General features: G+C 71.5%; 14 protein-coding genes. 9 read left to right on the forward strand and 5 right to left on the reverse strand.

Annotated features, from left to right (window positions below):
- The first annotated feature begins 116 nt into the window (after window positions 1-116).
- Window positions 117-1124 (forward strand): ATP-binding cassette domain-containing protein, encoded by a 1008-nt coding sequence (locus tag ACFW47_RS07710; RefSeq protein WP_386287081.1) that lies wholly within the window; start codon window positions 117-119, stop codon window positions 1122-1124.
- On the forward strand, window positions 1121-1987 hold the full coding sequence (locus ACFW47_RS07715) for an ABC transporter permease (protein ID WP_386305127.1): 867 nt from the start codon (window positions 1121-1123) through the stop codon (window positions 1985-1987). Before ACFW47_RS07710 ends, ACFW47_RS07715 begins: the two co-directional genes overlap by 4 nt.
- Window positions 1988-2081: 94 nt before the next feature.
- Here the strand turns inward: ACFW47_RS07715 and ACFW47_RS07720 are convergent, their stop codons facing one another.
- The 3 genes from ACFW47_RS07720 to ACFW47_RS07730 all read right to left on the reverse strand — a co-directional run bounded on the left by ACFW47_RS07720 (window position 2082) and on the right by ACFW47_RS07730 (window position 3820).
- Window positions 2082-2468 (reverse strand): hypothetical protein, encoded by a 387-nt coding sequence (locus ACFW47_RS07720; protein WP_386305129.1) that lies wholly within the window; start codon window positions 2466-2468, stop codon window positions 2082-2084.
- A 313-nt stretch (window positions 2469-2781) separates the two neighbouring features.
- Entirely contained in the window at window positions 2782-3279 is a 498-nt protein-coding gene (gene greA / locus ACFW47_RS07725) for a transcription elongation factor GreA (protein WP_073724709.1), read from the reverse strand.
- Between the two features lie 142 nt (window positions 3280-3421).
- Window positions 3422-3820: a DUF4307 domain-containing protein gene (locus tag ACFW47_RS07730; RefSeq protein WP_386287075.1), complete on the reverse strand. Its 399-nt coding sequence runs from the start codon at window positions 3818-3820 to the stop codon at window positions 3422-3424.
- 181 nt (window positions 3821-4001) lie between these two features.
- Between ACFW47_RS07730 and mca the strand changes: the two genes are divergently transcribed.
- Window positions 4002-4883: a mycothiol conjugate amidase Mca gene (gene mca, locus ACFW47_RS07735; protein ID WP_386287073.1), complete on the forward strand. Its 882-nt coding sequence runs from the start codon at window positions 4002-4004 to the stop codon at window positions 4881-4883.
- Complete coding sequence (locus ACFW47_RS07740) at window positions 4876-5118, forward strand: hypothetical protein (protein ID WP_386287071.1); 243 nt, start codon at window positions 4876-4878, stop codon at window positions 5116-5118. Before mca ends, ACFW47_RS07740 begins: the two co-directional genes overlap by 8 nt.
- 19 nt (window positions 5119-5137) lie before the next feature.
- On the opposite strand, the gene ACFW47_RS07745 is transcribed toward ACFW47_RS07740, so the two are convergent.
- Window positions 5138-8347, reverse strand: a complete 3210-nt coding sequence (locus ACFW47_RS07745; RefSeq protein WP_386305131.1) for a tetratricopeptide repeat protein — start codon at window positions 8345-8347, stop codon at window positions 5138-5140.
- Between the two features lie 527 nt (window positions 8348-8874).
- On the opposite strand from ACFW47_RS07745, the gene ACFW47_RS07750 reads away from it, so the two are divergent.
- The 4 genes from ACFW47_RS07750 (at window position 8875) to ACFW47_RS07765 (ending at window position 14298) form a co-directional block, all read left to right on the forward strand.
- Entirely contained in the window at window positions 8875-10341 is a 1467-nt protein-coding gene (locus ACFW47_RS07750) for a xanthine dehydrogenase small subunit (protein ID WP_386287067.1), read from the forward strand.
- A complete protein-coding gene (xdhB, locus tag ACFW47_RS07755) occupies window positions 10338-12740 on the forward strand; it encodes a xanthine dehydrogenase molybdopterin binding subunit (RefSeq protein WP_386305133.1) in 2403 nt (800 codons plus the stop codon). The genes ACFW47_RS07750 and xdhB overlap by 4 nt, the downstream gene beginning before the upstream one ends.
- Before the next feature lies 1 nt (window position 12741).
- Complete coding sequence (gene xdhC / locus ACFW47_RS07760; RefSeq protein WP_386305135.1) at window positions 12742-13551, forward strand: xanthine dehydrogenase accessory protein XdhC; 810 nt, start codon at window positions 12742-12744, stop codon at window positions 13549-13551.
- A 243-nt stretch (window positions 13552-13794) separates the two neighbouring features.
- Window positions 13795-14298, forward strand: a complete 504-nt coding sequence (locus tag ACFW47_RS07765) for a nucleoside deaminase (protein WP_386287063.1) — start codon at window positions 13795-13797, stop codon at window positions 14296-14298.
- A gap of 89 nt (window positions 14299-14387) precedes the next feature.
- Here ACFW47_RS07765 and ACFW47_RS07770 read toward each other — a convergent pair whose 3' ends face one another.
- Complete coding sequence (locus tag ACFW47_RS07770) at window positions 14388-14936, reverse strand: DUF1062 domain-containing protein (RefSeq protein WP_386287062.1); 549 nt, start codon at window positions 14934-14936, stop codon at window positions 14388-14390.
- A gap of 205 nt (window positions 14937-15141) precedes the next feature.
- Here ACFW47_RS07770 and ACFW47_RS07775 point away from each other — a divergent pair, with 205 nt between their 5' ends.
- Window positions 15142-17172, forward strand: coding sequence for a thioredoxin domain-containing protein (locus ACFW47_RS07775; RefSeq protein WP_386305137.1), 2031 nt, complete (start codon window positions 15142-15144; stop codon window positions 17170-17172).
- Window positions 17173-17310: the final 138 nt, after the last annotated feature.

The following is a 17310-nucleotide window of genomic DNA, read 5'->3' on the forward strand; positions in this document are numbered from 1 at the left end:
ATCGCATGGTGAAACGCGATACATCGCGTTATAGTGTCTCGTAAATCGCTCGCTGAGCCGAGCGAAATGCACAAACCTAGGCTTCTCGAAGAATCCCCGACGACGTGGAGACTCATATGCCAGGCGCCATCTATGCCGAAGGCCTGGTGAAGACCTTCGGCGACGTAAGGGCTCTGGACGGCGTCGACCTCGACGTTCCCGAGGGCACCGTCCTCGGCCTGCTCGGGCCGAACGGCGCGGGCAAGACCACCGCCGTCCGCTGTCTGACGACCCTGCTGCGCCCCGACAGCGGCAAGGCGGTCGTCGCGGGCATCGACGTGCTGAAACACCCCAACGAGGTCCGGCGCTCCATCGGCCTCTCCGGCCAGTTCGCCGCGGTCGACGAGTACCTGACCGGCCGCGAGAACCTCCAGATGGTCGGCCAGCTCTACCAGATGCGGGCCAAGGCCGCGAAGGCCCGCGCCGTCGAGCTGCTCGACCAGTTCCACCTCTCGGACGCCGCCGAACGTCCCGCCAAGACCTACTCCGGAGGCATGCGCCGACGGCTCGACCTGGCCGCCGCCCTGGTCGTCTCCCCGCCCGTGATGTTCATGGACGAGCCGACGACCGGCCTCGACCCGCGCAACCGCCAGCAGCTCTGGGAGGTCATCAAGCAGCTGGTCTCCGGCGGCACGACCCTGCTGCTGACCACGCAGTACCTGGAGGAGGCCGATCACCTCGCGCACGACATCGCGGTCGTCGACCGCGGACACGTCATCGCCCGCGGCACCTCCGACCAGCTCAAGGCCCGCACCGGCGGAGAGCGCGTCGAGGTCGTCGTCCACGAGCGCGAGCACATGGCGACGGCCGCCGAAGTGCTCGCCGGCTTCGGGAAGGGCTCCACCACCGCCGAGGAGCACACCCGCAAACTCACCGTTCCCGTCACCGGCGGCGCCAAGCTGCTCGCCGAGGTCATCCGCGAGCTCGACATACGCGGCATCGAGATCGACGACATCGGTCTGCGCCGCCCCACCCTCGACGACGTCTTCCTCTCCCTCACCGGCCACGCGGCCGAGACCCGGGGCGAAGAGGGCGACGCCGGGGCAGGCACCGGTCATCAGCCCGAGAAGGAGGCCGCCAAGTGAGCGCCGCCACCGATGCCGCTCGGACCGCGGCGCCCGCCGGCTCCGGCAGCTCCGCCGGCCAGTCCGTACGGGACTCGCTGGTCATCGCCCGCAGAAACCTGATCCGCATGCGCAGGATTCCCGAGATGTTGCTGTTCGGGGTCATCCAGCCGGTCATGTTCGTAGTGCTGTTCACGTACGTCTTCGGTGGCTCCATCAGCATCGGCGGCTCCACCGACCCGCAGCTGTACAAAGAGTTCCTGATGGCCGGGATCTTCGCTCAGACCGTCACCTTCGCCACCGCCGGTGCCGGAGCGGGCATCGCGGACGACATGCACAAGGGGCTGATCGACCGCTTCAGGTCGCTTCCGATGGCGCGGGGCGCCGTCCTCACCGGACGAACGCTCGCCGACCTCGTGCAGACCACCCTCACGATCGTCGTGCTCGCGGGAGTCGCCCTGATCGTCGGCTGGCGCACCCACGAGAACATCGGCAAGGTGCTCTGCGGCTTCCTTCTGCTTCTCCTGCTCGGCTACGCCTTCTCCTGGATCGGAGCCCTGATCGGCCTTTCCGTACGGACCCCGGAGGCGGCGACCTCGGGCGGGCTGATCTGGCTGTTCCCGCTGACGTTCATCTCGAACGCCTTCGTGCCGGTCACCGGCATGCCGACATTCCTCCAGCACGTCGCCGAGTGGAATCCCTTCAGCGCGACGGTGGCGGGCGCCCGTGAACTCTTCGGAAACACGATGCCGGGCGTCCCGAAGACGGTCACCGGCGCGTGGCCGATGGAGCACCCCATCTGGGCCTCGCTGATCTGGTCCGTGCTGATCATCGCGGTTTTCCGGACCCTGGCGGTACGCAAGTACCGCAAGGCGGCGGACTGAGCGCAGATCCAGGCGGCGCCCCGCATGAATCAGAAGAACGACAGAGGCGCCGGAGCACGCCAGGCAGGCTCCGGGCCTCCTTCTGTCTGTGACGTCAGCAGAACAGCTTGTACGGCGTGCTGCCCGTCCACTTGGTCTTCCCGTTGTAGACCACAGCGGCATACGTCGTCATGTTGCCGCACGCCGGCTTCGGCGCGGACACCTTGTGGGTGCCGGCGGTGAACGACTTGCAGCCGGACGCGACCGTGATGTCCGGGTAGTACGGGTGCTGGGTGTTGAGGTAGACGCAGAGCTTCGTGCCGATCGGGTTGGGCCCCCACAGGGTCGCCGAGGCGTAGACCCTGCCATTGGACAGGTAGGGGAGCTTGGCCTCCGCGATCGCCTGCGGGCCGGCCTGGGCCGAGAAGGCCGTACCCATCACCAGGGTCGCCGCCGCCGCACCCGTTCCCAGCACCTTCGCCATTACCTTGATCAGGATCAACTCCTTGCGCGTCGATGACCTCTTCGCGCCTCTCGGCGCTCATTCGGGCTCTGACGCTACAGAGAGTTCCCGTACGGGCACAGAAGCTTTCAAGCCCCGGACCGCGACGGCGCCGCCGATCGCAGGTCAGGCGCCAGTCGCGTCGGCACTCGGCGGTGTTCCGTTCGTGAGGCGTCTGCCCTCGGGTGCCGCCGACCGTGATCGTGCTGTTTTGCGGGCCGGGCATCCGTCGCATGACGAAGCCCCCGGCGTCACCAGGACGCCGGGGGCTCGCACGGAAACGGGTGGCCGGACGCACCGGCCGTCGACCGGGTCAGCCGTTGTACGGCTCGGCCTTGAGGATCTTCACGGAGGCCAGCTTGCCGTTCGGCAGCTCGTACTCCGCGTCCTCGCCGACCTTGTGGCCGATGACGCCCGAGCCCAGCGGGGACTGCGGCGAGTAGGTCTCGATGTCCGAGCTCGCGTACTCGCGCGAGGCGAGCAGGAAGGTCAGCGTGTCGTCCTCGTCACCGTCGAAGGCGATCGTGACCACCATGCCGGGGGCCACCTCGCCGCCGGCGGCCGGGGCCTCACCCACCTTGGCGCTCTCGAGCAGCTGGGTCAGCTGGCGCACGCGGAGCTCCTGCTTGCCCTGCTCCTCCTTCGCCGCGTGGTACCCGCCGTTCTCGCGCAGGTCCCCCTCCTCACGCGCCGCGGCGATCTTGGCAGAGATCTCGGTGCGCGCAGGACCAGTAAGGTATTCAAGCTCCTCCTTGAGCTTGTTGTACGCCTCCTGGGTCAGCCAGGTGACGTTCTCGCTGGTCTGGGTCACGGGTGCTCCTCGTTGGTACTGGGAATACAAATCAACGCCCTACCCAGAAGGATGTTCCTTCACGGAAGGGCGAAACCACGAGCCTAACAATTGAGTGGCCAAAGGGGGAGGACATAAGCCACCAGATTCATGACCTCGCAGGTCAGTCCGCGTGGCAGCCGAGGAGCTCGGCCGTGGTGCCCGCGGCCTTGGTGCGCAGGGTGACCACCTTGTCGACGCGGGTGTCGTCTCCGTCGAAGCGGAAGTCGGCCCGGCCGACCTCGCCGCCGTCCTCGGCCTGGGAGCGGACCGTGCAGTAGCCGGTGACCCCGGCGTCCTTGCGGACCTCCAGGTGCACCTGCACCGAGTCCTCGGCCAGCTCGAAGCCGATCAGCTCACCGCTGATCTTGTTCTGGCCGACGTAGTGGTAGCCGAACCAGCCGATCACCGCGAGCAGCACGGCGCCGAGCACGGCGCCGACGATCTTGAGTGTGCGGTCGGCCCGTTCGTCCGAGGAGCGGCCGTACCGGCTCTCGGGCGCTCGTGTGCTCGCCGTACTCATGATCGTCCTCTCGGCAGGAGCCGGTCTTCCCGGGCTGCGGAATTATTCGCCCCCCGATTCGGTCACTATAGAAGCCTCCCGCCCGCCTCCCGACCGCCGCCCCGCACGGACGCCCCTCCGGGGCGGCACCCATTGGATTGCGCCTGCGCACACAGGGCGCCGACTGACCGAGGATTGAGTCTTGACTGACCAGCTGCGACTGATGGCCGTCCACGCCCACCCCGACGACGAGTCGAGCAAGGGCGCGGCCACCATGGCGAAGTACGTGTCCGAAGGGGTGGACGTGCTGGTGGTGACCTGCACGGGCGGGGAACGCGGCTCCATCCTCAACCCCAAGCTCCAGGGCGACGCGTACATCGAGGAACACATCCACGAGGTGCGCAAGAAGGAGATGGACGAGGCCCGGGAGATCCTGGGCGTCAAGCAGGAGTGGCTCGGCTTCGTCGACTCCGGCCTGCCCGAGGGCGACCCGCTGCCGCCGCTGCCGGAGGGCTGCTTCGCCCTGGAGGACGTCGACAAGGCGGCCGGCGAACTGGTGCGGAAGATCCGCTCCTTCCGCCCCCAGGTGATCACCACCTACGACGAGAACGGTGGTTACCCGCACCCCGACCACATCATGACCCACAAGATCACGATGGTGGCCTTCGAGGGCGCGGCCGACACCGAGAAGTACCCGGAGGCGGAGTACGGGGCGGCCTACCAGCCGCTGAAGGTGTACTACAACCAGGGCTTCAACCGCCCCCGCACCGAGGCGCTGCACAACGCGCTGCTGGAGCGCGGCCTGGAGTCGCCCTACGGGGACTGGCTCAAGCGCTGGTCGGAGTCCGAGCGCAAGGAGCGCACGCTCACCACGCACGTGCCCTGTGCCGACTTCTTCGAGATCCGCGACAAGGCGCTGATCGCCCACGCCACGCAGATCGATCCCGACGGGGGCTGGTTCCGGGTGCCGATGGAGATCCAGAAGGAGGTCTGGCCCACCGAGGAGTACGAGCTCGCGAAGTCCCTCGTGGAAACCTCCCTCCCCGAGGACGACCTCTTCGCGGGCGTCCGGGACAATGCCTGACATGAGTGCAAGCGCAAGCATGGCAATGACGCACCTCGTCACGCTCGCCGAGCTGGACGAGGACAAGGTCACGCCCGGTGTCCTCGGGTTCATCGTCTTCGCGGTGATGGCCCTGGCGGTGTGGGGGCTGATGCGGTCCATGAGCCGGCACATGGGGAAGGTCGACTTCAAGGAGGCGCCGGAGCCGGGGGCCGAGACGGAGGCCTCCGGCCGGGCGGAGCCGCAGAAGGGGTGACCCGGGGGCCGGCCCGCGGTCACGGCTCGGCCGTCACCGCCACCCCCATCACCTCCCGGGCCTGGCGGTCCGGGACCATGCCCAGGTGCCAGGCCTGCCAGCCGGACTCCAGTTGGACGCCGCGTTCCAGGAGCAGCTGGTAGGCCTCGATGTAGTCGTCCAGCTTGGAGTCCCGGGCCGGATGGTGGGCGCGGGACAGCTGGGCCAGCTCCTCCTGCGCCACCGCCGTGCCGACCTCCACGCCCCCCGGAGCGGCGTACGGCAGCAGCGTGCAGCGCAGGAAGCGGGCCCAGTCGTCGCCCCGCCGGTCGCCGTACGCCGCGAAGAGCGCCGCCGCCTCGTCGCACAGGGCGAGTGCCTGCGGCGTACGGGCGTTGCCCGCGTCCACGACCGCCAGCTCCAGGCAGGTCCACGCCTCGCCGTGACCGACGCCGATGCGCTGGAAGTCGGCACGCGCGTCGACCAGGAGCTGCCGGGCGAAACCGGAGTTGCGCAGCGAACCCGTCTGGGCGGCGCGCTGGTCACGGGTGACGCGGGCCGAGTGGTGCCGGGCACAGGCCAGGCCGTACGCGTCCCGCATCCGCGAGAACATCGTGCGGGAGCGTTCCAGCGCACGCACCGACTGGTCCAGGGCCCCCGTCTCCTCCAGCGCCTGGCCCAGGTAGTAGAAGCTCCACGCCTTGCCGCGCGCGTCCTCGTTCTCGCGGTGCCGGGCCGCCGCCCGCCGCAGCTCCTCCACCGCCGCGGACACGTCACCGTCCACCAGCCGGGCCCGCGCCAGCTGGGTCAGTGCCCAGGCCTCGCCGCGGGCGTCCTGGGTGCGGCCGTACAGCTCCAGGGCCGTGCGCAGCTCCGTCTCGGCCCGCGGTACGTCCCCCAGGCGCAGGTGCAGCTGGCCCAGCTGGAAGTGGGCCCACGCCTGGCCGTGCACCGACTCGCCCGCGCGGTGCAGCACCAGCGACTCGGTGAGCAGGTCCAGGGCCTCGGCGAGCCGGGCCCGGTCGCGTTGCACCGCCGCCAGCGCGTGCAGCGTCCACGCCCGGTCGGTGTCCAGCTCGGGCGATGCCTGGAGGTCCAGCGCCTCCCTCAGTTTCGCCGCCGCCTCGGTCAGGTTGCCCTGGTGGTGCAGGGTGATGCCCAGCGAGCACAGGGCACGGGCCGCCCCCGCGTCGTGGTGGGCCTCCAGGTACAGGTCGACCACGGAACTGAGCGTCGTCCGCGCCTTGTCCAGCTCGCCCAGCTGCCGCGCCGCGATGCCGGTACGCCACTGCACCGACCGCACCAGCAGCCCCTGGTCCACGGACTGCGCCAGCTCGCTGATCTCACCGAGCCGGTACAGGTCGCCGCGCAGCAGGCAGTAGTCGCACAGCGCGCCCAGCAGGTTCAGCACCGCGCCCTGGTCGACGCCCTCCGCGTGCCTGAGCGCCGCCGTGATGAAGCTCGACTCGTCGTCCAGCCAGCGCAGCGCCTCGTCCAGGGACGTGAAGCCGTACTGCCCGAACCGGTCCGAGCGGGTCGACATGTTGCCGTCGACCAGGCGCAGCACCGAGTCGGCCAGCTCGGCGTAGTTCGCGATCAGCCGCTCCTGCGCCGCGGCCCGCTCGCCGGGCTCCTCCTCGTCGGCGAGCCGGGCCAGGGCGAAGGCCCGCACGACGTCGTGCAGCCGGTAACGGCTGCCCCGGACGTGGTCCAGCAGACCCGCCCGCGACAGTTCGGCGAGCTGCCGGGCCGCCTCCGTCTCGTCCGTGGCCAGCAGCGCGGCGGCGGCCGGGGCACCCAGCGAGGTCCGCCCGGCCAGCGCCAGCCGGCGCAGCAGCCGCCGGGCGGGCTCCGGCTGGTCGGTGTAGCGCAGCCACAGCGCCCGTTCGACCGGCTCCACCGGCCCGTACGCGCCCAGGTCGGTCGCCAGGGCGCGCGGCGAGCGGGGGCCCAGCGACGACCCCGCGATGCGCAGCGCGAGCGGCAGCCCGCCGCACAGCTCCCGGACGCGGTCGCCGGCCTCGGCGTCGTAGGGGCCCGAGCTGTCCTGCGCGCAGGCGGCCAGCAGCTCCTCCGCGCCGGCCGCGTCCAGCGCCTCGACGGGCAGGTCGTACACCCGCGCCGACAGGTCGGGCGGCAGGCGGAGCGGCTCCCGCGCGGTGACCAGCACCAGGCTGTCCGACCGCTCCGGCACCAGCGTGCGCACCTGCTCGGGGTCCGAGGCGTCGTTCAGCACGATGGTGACCGGTACGTCCGTCAGGTGCTGGTGGTACAGCTCGCTGAGCCGCTTGACCTGCTGGGCCGCCGAGGAACGCTCCCGGAACAGCAGCTGCTCGCGGGGCGCCCCGAGCCGGTTCAGCAGATGCAGCAGGGCGTCCCGGGTGCTCAGCGGGGACTCGCCGCCCGAGACGGGACCGTCCCCGCGCAGGTCGACCACGCAGGCCCCGCGGAAGTAGTCCCGCAGCTCGTGGGCGGCGCGTACGGCGAGCGTCGTGCGGCCGCTGCCCGGTGTCCCGTGCAGCACCACCACCGTCGGCTGCGTCTGCGCGCTCGCGCGGGCCGCCTGCACCCACTGCCGCAGCCGTGCCATCTCCTGCCGCCGGCCCGCGAAGGCGGCCTCCGGCTCCGGCAGCTGCGCGAACGACTGCTCCAGCGCGCTGCGTCCACGGGCCGCCGCGCTCTTGTCGGCGCCCCGCAGCTTCGGGCCCGCCTTCTTGGGGCCGGTGGACGCGGCGAGCATCCGCTGCTGGTCCAGGAACGGCCGGATGCCCCGTACCTCCAGCGCCGTCAGCCACTGCAACCGCAACTGCTCGGGTCCGCCGGGCTGGCTGACGGCGCCGGCGCGGTGGTGGGCGGCCGGCACGTGCGACCCGACCACCTTCACCACGGTCGCCGCGGCGCCGACGACCCCCACGGTCACGCCCGCGCCCACCGCGGTGCCCGCGCCGGTGCCGAGGGCCATGTCGGCCACCACCGCGGCGACCGCCGCCACCGCGGCCACCAGCAGGGGAGTGCCGGCGCCCTCCCGGGCGTACCGCTGCCGGAAGGTCAGCTGGCCGGCCGCCGCCTCGTCCAGTGCGCGGGTGTAGGCCTCGTACTCCTCGGCGGCCGTGCCCGCCATCGCGTCCAGGGAGGCGCGGGCCCGGGACAGCAGCACGTTGCCGTCCGTGCGCCCGCCCGAGCGCCGTACCTCCTCCTCCACGGCCCGCCTCAGTAGCCGCTCGGCCTCCGACCGATGACTGTCCCGCATGTCGCGCCCCCTCCGGCGGCATCGGTGTCACCCGGGTGTCCCCAGACCACTCCGGAGCTCTCCCCGCCCATCCCCGGGTCCTTCCCCGGTTGTGCGTCGGTCAAGTGTCCTGCGCGGGGGAGGCCGCGGGGAGACCCCGCGTCGCCCCGTTGTTCCCGTGCCCCGTTGTCCCGTGTTGTCCCCGACCCCTTGACCCGGGTGACCGCAGCCACTAATTTGCCGAGGAAGCAGACCCATAATCATCGAAAGGAGGCGACCGGCGGATGTACACCAACTCTGATCTGAGTCGCCTCGCCCGCCGTACGGTCTGGGTTTCCGGTCGGGTCGCGCACGGCTGCTGAGTAGCCGTTCCGCTGTGCCCCCGCGTGGCACATTTCGGGTTTTCCCCTTCTTCACTTCACGGCATGCCCCTGTCGCGTGCCGGTGCGCGCTCGCGCCCTGACGCGGCGCGTTCCGAACATAGAAAGCTGCCTGGAATTGGCGAACATGATGAATCGACCTGCCCGAAACCGAAATGAAGGCCTGGCATGGTAGCGGCACGCATCACCGTCAACGGGAAAGAAGAACCGATCGCCCCTGTCGCGCCTCACACCACGGTGCTGGACTTCCTGCGGGAGCGCGGCCTCACCGGCACCAAGGAGGGCTGCGCCGAGGGTGAGTGCGGCGCCTGTTCCGTCCTGGTGGCCCGCCCCGGCGTGGACAAGCCCACCGACTGGGTGGCGGTCAACGCCTGCCTGGTCCCGGTCGCGGCGCTCGACGGGCAAGAGGTCGTCACCTCCGAGGGCCTGGCCACCGCAGGCGAACCGGGTACGCCGGCCGCCCTGCACCCGGTGCAGGAGGAGATGGCGGTCCGGGGCGGCTCGCAGTGCGGCTACTGCACACCGGGGTTCGTGTGCAGCATGGCCGCCGAGTACTACCGGCCCGGCCGCTGCGAGCACGCGGGCCTGGCCGAGGAGGCGGCCGACGCCGAGCACGGCCCCAACGGTTTCGACCTGCACGCGCTGAGCGGCAACCTGTGCCGCTGCACCGGCTACCGCCCGATCCGCGACGCCGCCTTCGCCGTCGGCGCGCCCGCCGACGAGGACCCGCTGGCGCAGCGCCGCGAGCAGTCCCCGCCCGCGCCGGTCGCCACCGAGTACACGCGGGACGACAGCGCGTTCCTGCGCCGGGACACCCTCGCCGAGACCCTGCGGCTGCTGCGCGAGCGGCCCGACGCGGTGGTCGTCGCCGGCAGCACCGACTGGGGCGTCGAGGTCAACATCCGCTCCCGCCGGGCGGGCTGCGTGGTCGCCGTCGACCGGCTGCCCGAACTGCGGGAACTGCGCGTGGAGGACGACCGCGTCGAGATCGGCGCGGCCCTCACGCTCACCGAGATCGAACGCCGCCTCGACGGCACCGTACCGCTGCTGGCGGAGCTGTTCCCGCAGTTCGCCTCCCGGCTGATCCGCAACGGCGCCACCCTGGGCGGCAACCTCGGTACCGGCTCGCCCATCGGTGACAGTCCGCCGGTGCTGCTCGCGCTGGAGGCGTCGCTGGTCCTCGCCGACGCCGACGGTGAGCGCGAGGTCCCGCTGGCCGAGTACTTCACCGGTTACCGGCAGAGCGTGCGCCGTCCCGGTGAGCTGATCCGCGCGGTGCGCGTCCCGCTGCCGCTGTCGCCGGTCACCGCCTTCCACAAGATCGCCAAGCGGCGCTTCGACGACATCTCCAGCGTCGCCGTCGCCTTCGCACTCGACGTCGAGGAGGGTGTCGTCCGCAAGGCCAGGATCGGCCTGGGCGGCGTGGCCGCCACCCCGGTCCGCGCGCTCGCCACCGAGGCGGCCCTGGAGGGCAGGCCGTGGACGGCGGAGACCGCCGAGGCCGCGGCCCGGGTGCTGCGGGGCGAGGGCACACCGATGGACGACCATCGCGCCAGCTCCCTCTACCGTTCCGCGATGCTCGGCCAGAGCCTGCTGAAGCTGTACGCCCAGACCACCGAGGCGGTGCCGTCATGAGCCACCTGTCCGAGCGTCCCGAGAAGCCGGCCGTCGGCGTCTCGCTGCCCCACGAGAGCGCCTACCAGCACGTCACGGGCACCGCGCTCTACACCGACGACCTGGTCCAGCGCACCAAGGACGTGCTGCACGCCCACCCGGTCCAGGTGATGAGGGCCCGCGGCCGGATCACCGCGCTGCGCACCGCCCCCGCGCTCGCCGTGCCCGGCGTGGTCCGCGTCCTGACCGGCGCCGACGTGCCCGGTGTCAACGACGCCGGGATGAAGCACGACGAGCCGCTCTTCCCCGACGAGGTCATGTTCCACGGCCACGCCGTCGCCTGGGTGCTAGGCGAGACCCTGGAGGCGGCCCGGCTCGGGGCGGCGGCCGTCGAGGTGGAGCTCGAGGAACTGCCCGCCCTGATCACCTTGCAGGACGCGATCGCGGCGGACAGCTACCACGGTGCCCGCCCCGTCATGACGCACGGCGACACGGACGCCGGCTTCGCCGACTCCGCGCACGTGTTCACCGGCGAGTTCCAGTTCTCCGGCCAGGAGCACTTCTACCTGGAGACGCACGCGGCGCTGGCCCAGGTCGACGAGAACGGGCAGCTGTTCATCCAGTCCAGCACCCAGCACCCGTCGGAGACCCAGGAGATCGTCGCGCACGTGCTCGGCGTGCCCTCCCACGAGGTGACCGTGCAGTGCCTGCGGATGGGCGGCGGCTTCGGCGGCAAGGAGATGCAGCCGCACGGCTTCGCGGCCGTCGCCGCGCTCGGCGCCAAGCTCACCGGCCGCCCGGTCCGGTTCCGGCTCAACCGGACCCAGGACCTGACCATGTCCGGCAAGCGGCACGGGTTCCACGCCGGCTGGAAGATCGGCTTCGACGCGGAGGGCCGCATCCAGGCCCTGGACGCCACGCTGACCGCGGACGGCGGCTGGAGCCTGGACCTGTCCGAGCCGGTGCTGGCACGGGCGCTGTGCCACATCGACAACACGTACTGGATCCCCAACGCGCGCGTCGCCGGCCGCATCGCCAAGACCAACACGGTCTCCAACACCGCCTTCCGAGGCTTCGGCGGACCGCAGGGCATGCTGGTGATCGAGGACATCCTCGGCCGCTGCGCGCCGCGGCTCGGCCTGGACCCCATGGAGCTGCGCGAGCGCAACTTCTACCGGCCGGGCCAGGGCCAGACCACGCCGTACGGGCAGCCGGTCACCCAGCCCGAGCGGATCTCCACCGTCTGGGAGCAGGTGCGGGTCAACGGCGGCATCGCCGACCGCAAGCGCGAGATCGCCGCCTTCAACGCCGCGCACCCGCACACGAAGCGGGCCCTGGCGGTCACCGGCGTCAAGTTCGGCATCTCGTTCAACCTCACCGCCTTCAACCAGGGCGGCGCGCTGGTCCTGATCTACAAGGACGGCTCCGTCCTGATCAACCACGGCGGCACCGAGATGGGCCAGGGCCTGCACACCAAGATGCTCCAGGTGGCCGCGACCACCCTGGGCATCCCCCTGCACAAGGTGCGCCTCGCGCCGACCCGGACCGACAAGGTGCCCAACACCTCCGCCACCGCCGCCAGTTCCGGCGCGGACCTCAACGGCGGGGCGATCAAGAACGCCTGTGAGCAGTTGCGCGAACGGCTGCTCCAGGTGGCCGCCTCGCAGCTCGGCGTCAACGCCTCGGACGTGCGCATCGTCGAGGGCGTCGCCCGCGCCCTGGGCAGCGACAAGGAGCTCGCCTGGGACGACCTGGTGCACACCGCGTACTTCCAGCGGGTCCAGCTGTCGGCGGCCGGCTACTACCGGACCGAGGGGCTGCACTGGGACGCGAAGTCCTTCCGGGGCTCGCCGTTCAAGTACTTCGCGATCGGCGCCGCGGCGACCGAGGTGGAGGTGGACGGCTTCACCGGCGCGTACCGCATCCGGCGGGTCGACATCGTCCACGACGTCGGCGACAGCCTCTCCCCGATGATCGACATCGGTCAGGTCGAGGGCGGCTTCGTGCAGGGCGCCGGCTGGCTGACGCTGGAGGACCTGCGCTGGGACACCGGTGACGGCCCGAACCGCGGCCGGCTGCTCACCCAGGCCGCCAGCACCTACAAGCTGCCGAGCTTCTCGGAGATGCCCGAGGAGTTCAACGTCCACCTGCTGGAGAACGCCACCGAGGAGGGCGCGGTCTACGGCTCCAAGGCGGTGGGCGAGCCCCCGCTGATGCTGGCCTTCTCGGTGCGGGAGGCGCTGCGGCAGGCCGCCGCCGCGTTCGGGCCCGGCGGCGTGAGCGTGGAGCTGGCCTCGCCCGCGACGCCGGAGGCGGTGTACTGGGCGATCGAGGCGGCCCGGCAGGCCGACCCGGCCCGGAGCGCGGCCGCCGGTGCCGGCGAGGTCCGCACCGGCGCGGAAGCGCTGAGCGGTGCCTGACATGGCGTGGATCGCCGCGGTCGCGCGGTTGCGGGCACGCCGGGAACCCGGCGTGCTGGTGACCGTCGCGACCGTGCGCGGCCACGCCCCGCGCGACGCCGGTGCGAAACTCGTCGTGGGGCGGACCGGGGCGTGGGGCTCGATCGGCGGCGGCAACGTCGAGGCGGTCGCGATCGACCGGGCCCGGGAGATGATCACCGCGTCCCACCCGAAGCCCGAGCTGATGGATTTCGCGCTGAACGACAAGGTGACCAACCAGCACGGCGTGCAGTGCTGCGGCGGCACGGTCTCGGTGCTGCTGGAGCCGCTGCCGGTGGTCCGGGCGGTGGCCGTCTTCGGGGTCGGGCACGTCGGGCTGGAACTGGCCCGCATCCTGGCCCGTCAGGATCTCGACCTCCACCTGGTCGACAGCCGCGCCGACCTGCTGGCCGAGGAGCGGCTCGGCGTGCTGGCGGACGCGGTGGCGCAGGTGCACGTGCACCACACGCCGCTGCTGCCGGAGGAGGTGCTGGCCGAGCTGCCGCCCGGCACCCACGTCCTGATCATGACCCACGACCACGCCGAGGACGCCGCCCTGTGCGACGCCGCACTGCGCACCGACCACCTCGGTTCCATCGGGCTGATCGGGTCGGCGGCGAAGTGGACGCGGTTCCGCAGGCGCCTGTCCACCGAGGGCGGTCACGACGACGCCGTCATCGACCGGATCAAGACCCCGATCGGGCTGTCCGACATCAGCGGCAAGGAGCCCGCGACCATCGCCGTGAGCGTCGCGGCCGACCTGCTGCGCACCTTCGAGGCGACCGGGGACTGACCCGCCGGGCCGCTCTCCAGGGGTGTCCCGCCCGCGTGACCCATGCGGGCGGGGCACCCCTTCGGCGTCCTCGCGGACCGGTGTCGCATGTATGAATAGCCTTCGTGCGAATCTACGAAGCGCCGGTAACAGCCTGCTCGTTGTTCGTGCCTTCGGTCCCTGGCCGGTACCGGCCCGCAGCCTGTGTACTCCCCATACAGGTTGCAGCCGCAGGTCCACCCACACACCAGCCGAGGAGCCGCCATGACCACCCACACCGCCGAGACCGGCATCCGCGAGGACGAGCGCGCCTGGATGAACCAGGCGATCGAGCTGGCCACCACCAGCGTCGCGAACGGCGGCGGCCCCTTCGGCGCGCTCATCGCCAAGGACGGCGACATCGTGGCGCTCGCCAACAACAAGGTGACCTCCAGCCTCGACCCCACCGCGCACGCCGAGGTCAGCGCCATCCGCGCCGCCTGCCAGAAGCTCGGCACCTTCAGCCTGGAGGGCTGCACCCTCGTCACGTCCTGCGAGCCCTGCCCGATGTGCCTGTCGTCCTCCCTGTGGGCGCGCGTCGACCGGCTGATCTACTCCGCCGACCGCCACGACGCCGCCGTGGCCGGCTTCGACGACCGCAAGTTCTACGACCTGTTCGAGAAGCGGCCCCAGGAGATGTGGCCGATGTCCGTCGAGCACCTCGACCTGTCCCACCGCACCCAGCCGTTCGACGCCTGGATCGCCAAGACGGACCGCATCGACTACTGACCGGCCGTCCCCCTCGCACGGAGTGATGGCCGCACGTCCTGCCACGTGCGGCCACCGGTCGCCGAGCCGGGACTCAGCGCCTCAGCGCCTCAGCGCTTCAGCGTGAACGTGAAGTCCCCGGAGATCCGGCCGCCCAGCCGGACCGCCGACACGAGCCGTTCCTCCCCGATCAGACGCTCCACCCCGGCCCGGGACAGACCGCACCCCTCGGCGATCAGCCGCACCGGCCGTACGGGTATCCGCGCCCCGAAGCGGACCGACACGTCGATCACCTCGCGGTCGAGGTGATCCGATCCGCCGGTGTCGAGGCGCCAGGCGCCGTCCCAGTCGAGGGCGACGCGATTGCGGCGCAGCAGGACCGGGTCCCGGAGCAGCCCGGCCGCCAGGGCGGAGTCGTTGTCGTGCATCCGGTCCAGCAGTTCGGGCCGTACGGAACGCACGTTCGCCCGTTCCAGGACCGTGAGCTTCGCGGTGTCCCCGCAAGCGGTGCACAGGACGAGGAGCCAGGCGTCGATGAGCTTGTGGTTGGCGTTGACGCGGAATCTGCCGTTCGCCCGGAAGCGGCCGGACGCGCACGTGTGGCAACGGCGGCGGACGAGGGGCAGACGGGTGGGCACGACGGCCCATTCGTTGAGCACAGGAGTACACCGGTTTCAGTGAGAAATCCGCAGCAAAAAGGAGCGCGGCGCGCAGGCGCGACGCGCGACAGATCAGCGCTCGGGAGGTCTCACACGGTGTACAACGGCACGTCCTGACTCAGGCGACTCGGTCAGCCAGCACGGTAAGGGGGCGCGGCGGCGTCCTTCCACCGGTTTTCGCGGGCACGTGCGCGAGGATGGAGGCATGGCCAACCGACTTGCGCAGGCGACGTCCCCCTACCTCCTCCAGCACGCGGAGAACCCCGTCGACTGGTGGCCGTGGGAGAGCGGCGCGTTCGAGGAGGCCCGGCGGCGCGACGTCCCCGTCCTCCTGAGCGTCGGCTACAGCGCGTGCCACTGGTGCCACGTCATGGCGCACGAGTCCTTCGAGGACGACGACACCGCCACATTCATGAACGGGCACTTCGTGTCCGTCAAGGTCGACCGCGAGGAGCGGCCCGACGTGGACGCCGTCTACATGGAGGCCGTACAGGCGGCGACCGGGCAGGGCGGCTGGCCCATGACCGTCTTCCTCACCCCGGACGCCGAGCCCTTCTACTTCGGCACCTACTACCCGCCCGAGCCCCGCCACGGCATGCCCTCCTTCCGCCAGGTGCTCCAGGGCGTCCACCAGGCCTGGGCGGAGCGGCGCGGCGAGGTCACCGAGGTCGCGGGGAAGATCGTGCGGGACCTGGCCGGGCGGGAGATCTCCTACGGCGACGCCGAGGCGCCCGGCGAGGCGGAGCTGGGGCAGGCGCTGCTGGGGCTCACCCGGGAGTACGACCCGCAGCGCGGCGGATTCGGCGGGGCGCCGAAGTTCCCGCCGTCCATGGTGGTCGAGTTCCTGCTGCGCCACCACGCCCGCACCGGTGCCGAGGGCGCGCTCCAGATGGCGGCCGACACGTGCGAGCGGATGGCGCGCGGCGGCATCTACGACCAGCTCGGCGGCGGCTTCGCGCGCTACTCCGTCGACCGCGAGTGGGTCGTGCCGCACTTCGAGAAGATGCTCTACGACAACGCCCTGCTGTGCCGCGTCTACGCCCACCTCTGGCGCTCCACCGGCTCCGACCTCGCCCGCCGGGTCGCGCTGGAGACCGCCGACTTCATGGTCCGCGAACTGCGCACCGCCGAGGGCGGCTTCGCCTCCGCTCTGGACGCCGACAGCGACGACGGCAGCGGCAGGCACGTGGAGGGCGCCTACTACGTGTGGACGCCCGCGCAGCTCACCGAGGTGCTGGGGGCCGAGGACGCCGAGCTCGCCGCGCAGTACTTCGGCGTGACCGTGGAGGGCACCTTCGAGCACGGTTCGTCCGTGCTGCAACTGCCGCAGCAGGAGGGCGTCTTCGACGCCGCCCGGATCGCGGCGGTCAGGGAGCGGCTGCTGGCCGCCCGGGACGGCCGTCCCGCCCCGGGCCGGGACGACAAGGTGGTCGCCGCCTGGAACGGGCTCGCGATCGCCGCGCTCGCCGAGACCGGCGCCTACTTCGAGCGCCCCGATCTGGTCGACGCCGCCGTCGGCGCCGCCGACCTGCTCGTGCGGCTGCACCTCGACGACCGCGCCCGGCTCTTCCGCACCAGCAAGGACGGCCGCGCGGGCGCGCACGCCGGGGTGCTGGAGGACTACGCCGACGTGGCCGAGGGCTTCCTCGCGCTGGCGTCGGTCACCGGGGAGGGCGTCTGGCTGGACTTCGCCGGGCTGCTGCTCGACCACGTCCTCACCCGCTTCCGGGACGACTCCGGCTCCCTCTACGACACCGCCTCCGACGCCGAGCGGCTGATCCGGCGCCCCCAGGACCCCACCGACAACGCCACCCCGTCCGGCTGGACCGCCGCCGCCGGCGCCCTGCTCTCGTACGCCGCCCAGACCGGCTCCGCGCCCCACCGCAGCGCGGCCGAGCACGCGCTCGGCGTGGTGAAGGCGCTCGGACCGCGGGTCCCGCGCTTCATCGGCTGGGGGCTGGCCGCCGCCGAGGCGCTGCTCGACGGCCCTCGCGAAGTGGCCGTCGTGGCGCCGGAACCGGGCGACGCCGCCGCCCGGGGCCTGCACCGCACGGCGCTCCTCGGCACGGCGCCCGGTGCGGTCGTCGCCTTCGGCACCGAGGGGAGCGACGAGTTCCCCCTGCTCGCCGACCGGCCACTGGTGGGCGGAGCGCCGGCGGCGTACGTCTGCCGGAACTTCACCTGTGACGCGCCTACCACCGGTCCGGAACAGCTGCGTGCCCGCCTGAACAGCTGAAACGACATAAAGAGAAAGAACCGGAACGAGACCGGTGGGTGAAATGTTCAGACCCGGTCCCCGTTGTGAGGAAACACGCTCTTCACCCAACCACCTTATGTGTTTCACAAATTACCCCTAGCCTCTTCACCGTGACGC

It is taken from the genome of Streptomyces sp. NPDC058796, from assembly GCF_042745235.1.
Classification (GTDB): Bacteria; Actinomycetota; Actinomycetes; order Streptomycetales; family Streptomycetaceae; genus Streptomyces.

Coding starts and splice junctions, on each gene's coding strand:
- ACFW47_RS07750 (WP_386287067.1), top strand. CDS start 8,875: ATGGTAGCGGCACGCATCACCGTCAACGGGAAAGAAGAACCGATCGCC.
- xdhB (WP_386305133.1), top strand. CDS start 10,338: ATGAGCCACCTGTCCGAGCGTCCCGAGAAGCCGGCCGTCGGCGTCTCG.
- ACFW47_RS07710 (WP_386287081.1), top strand. CDS start 117: ATGCCAGGCGCCATCTATGCCGAAGGCCTGGTGAAGACCTTCGGCGAC.
- ACFW47_RS07740 (WP_386287071.1), top strand. CDS start 4,876: ATGCCTGACATGAGTGCAAGCGCAAGCATGGCAATGACGCACCTCGTC.
- ACFW47_RS07730 (WP_386287075.1), bottom strand. CDS start 3,820: ATGAGTACGGCGAGCACACGAGCGCCCGAGAGCCGGTACGGCCGCTCC.
- ACFW47_RS07745 (WP_386305131.1), bottom strand. CDS start 8,347: ATGCGGGACAGTCATCGGTCGGAGGCCGAGCGGCTACTGAGGCGGGCC.
- ACFW47_RS07765 (WP_386287063.1), top strand. CDS start 13,795: ATGACCACCCACACCGCCGAGACCGGCATCCGCGAGGACGAGCGCGCC.
- ACFW47_RS07775 (WP_386305137.1), top strand. CDS start 15,142: ATGGCCAACCGACTTGCGCAGGCGACGTCCCCCTACCTCCTCCAGCAC.
- xdhC (WP_386305135.1), top strand. CDS start 12,742: ATGGCGTGGATCGCCGCGGTCGCGCGGTTGCGGGCACGCCGGGAACCC.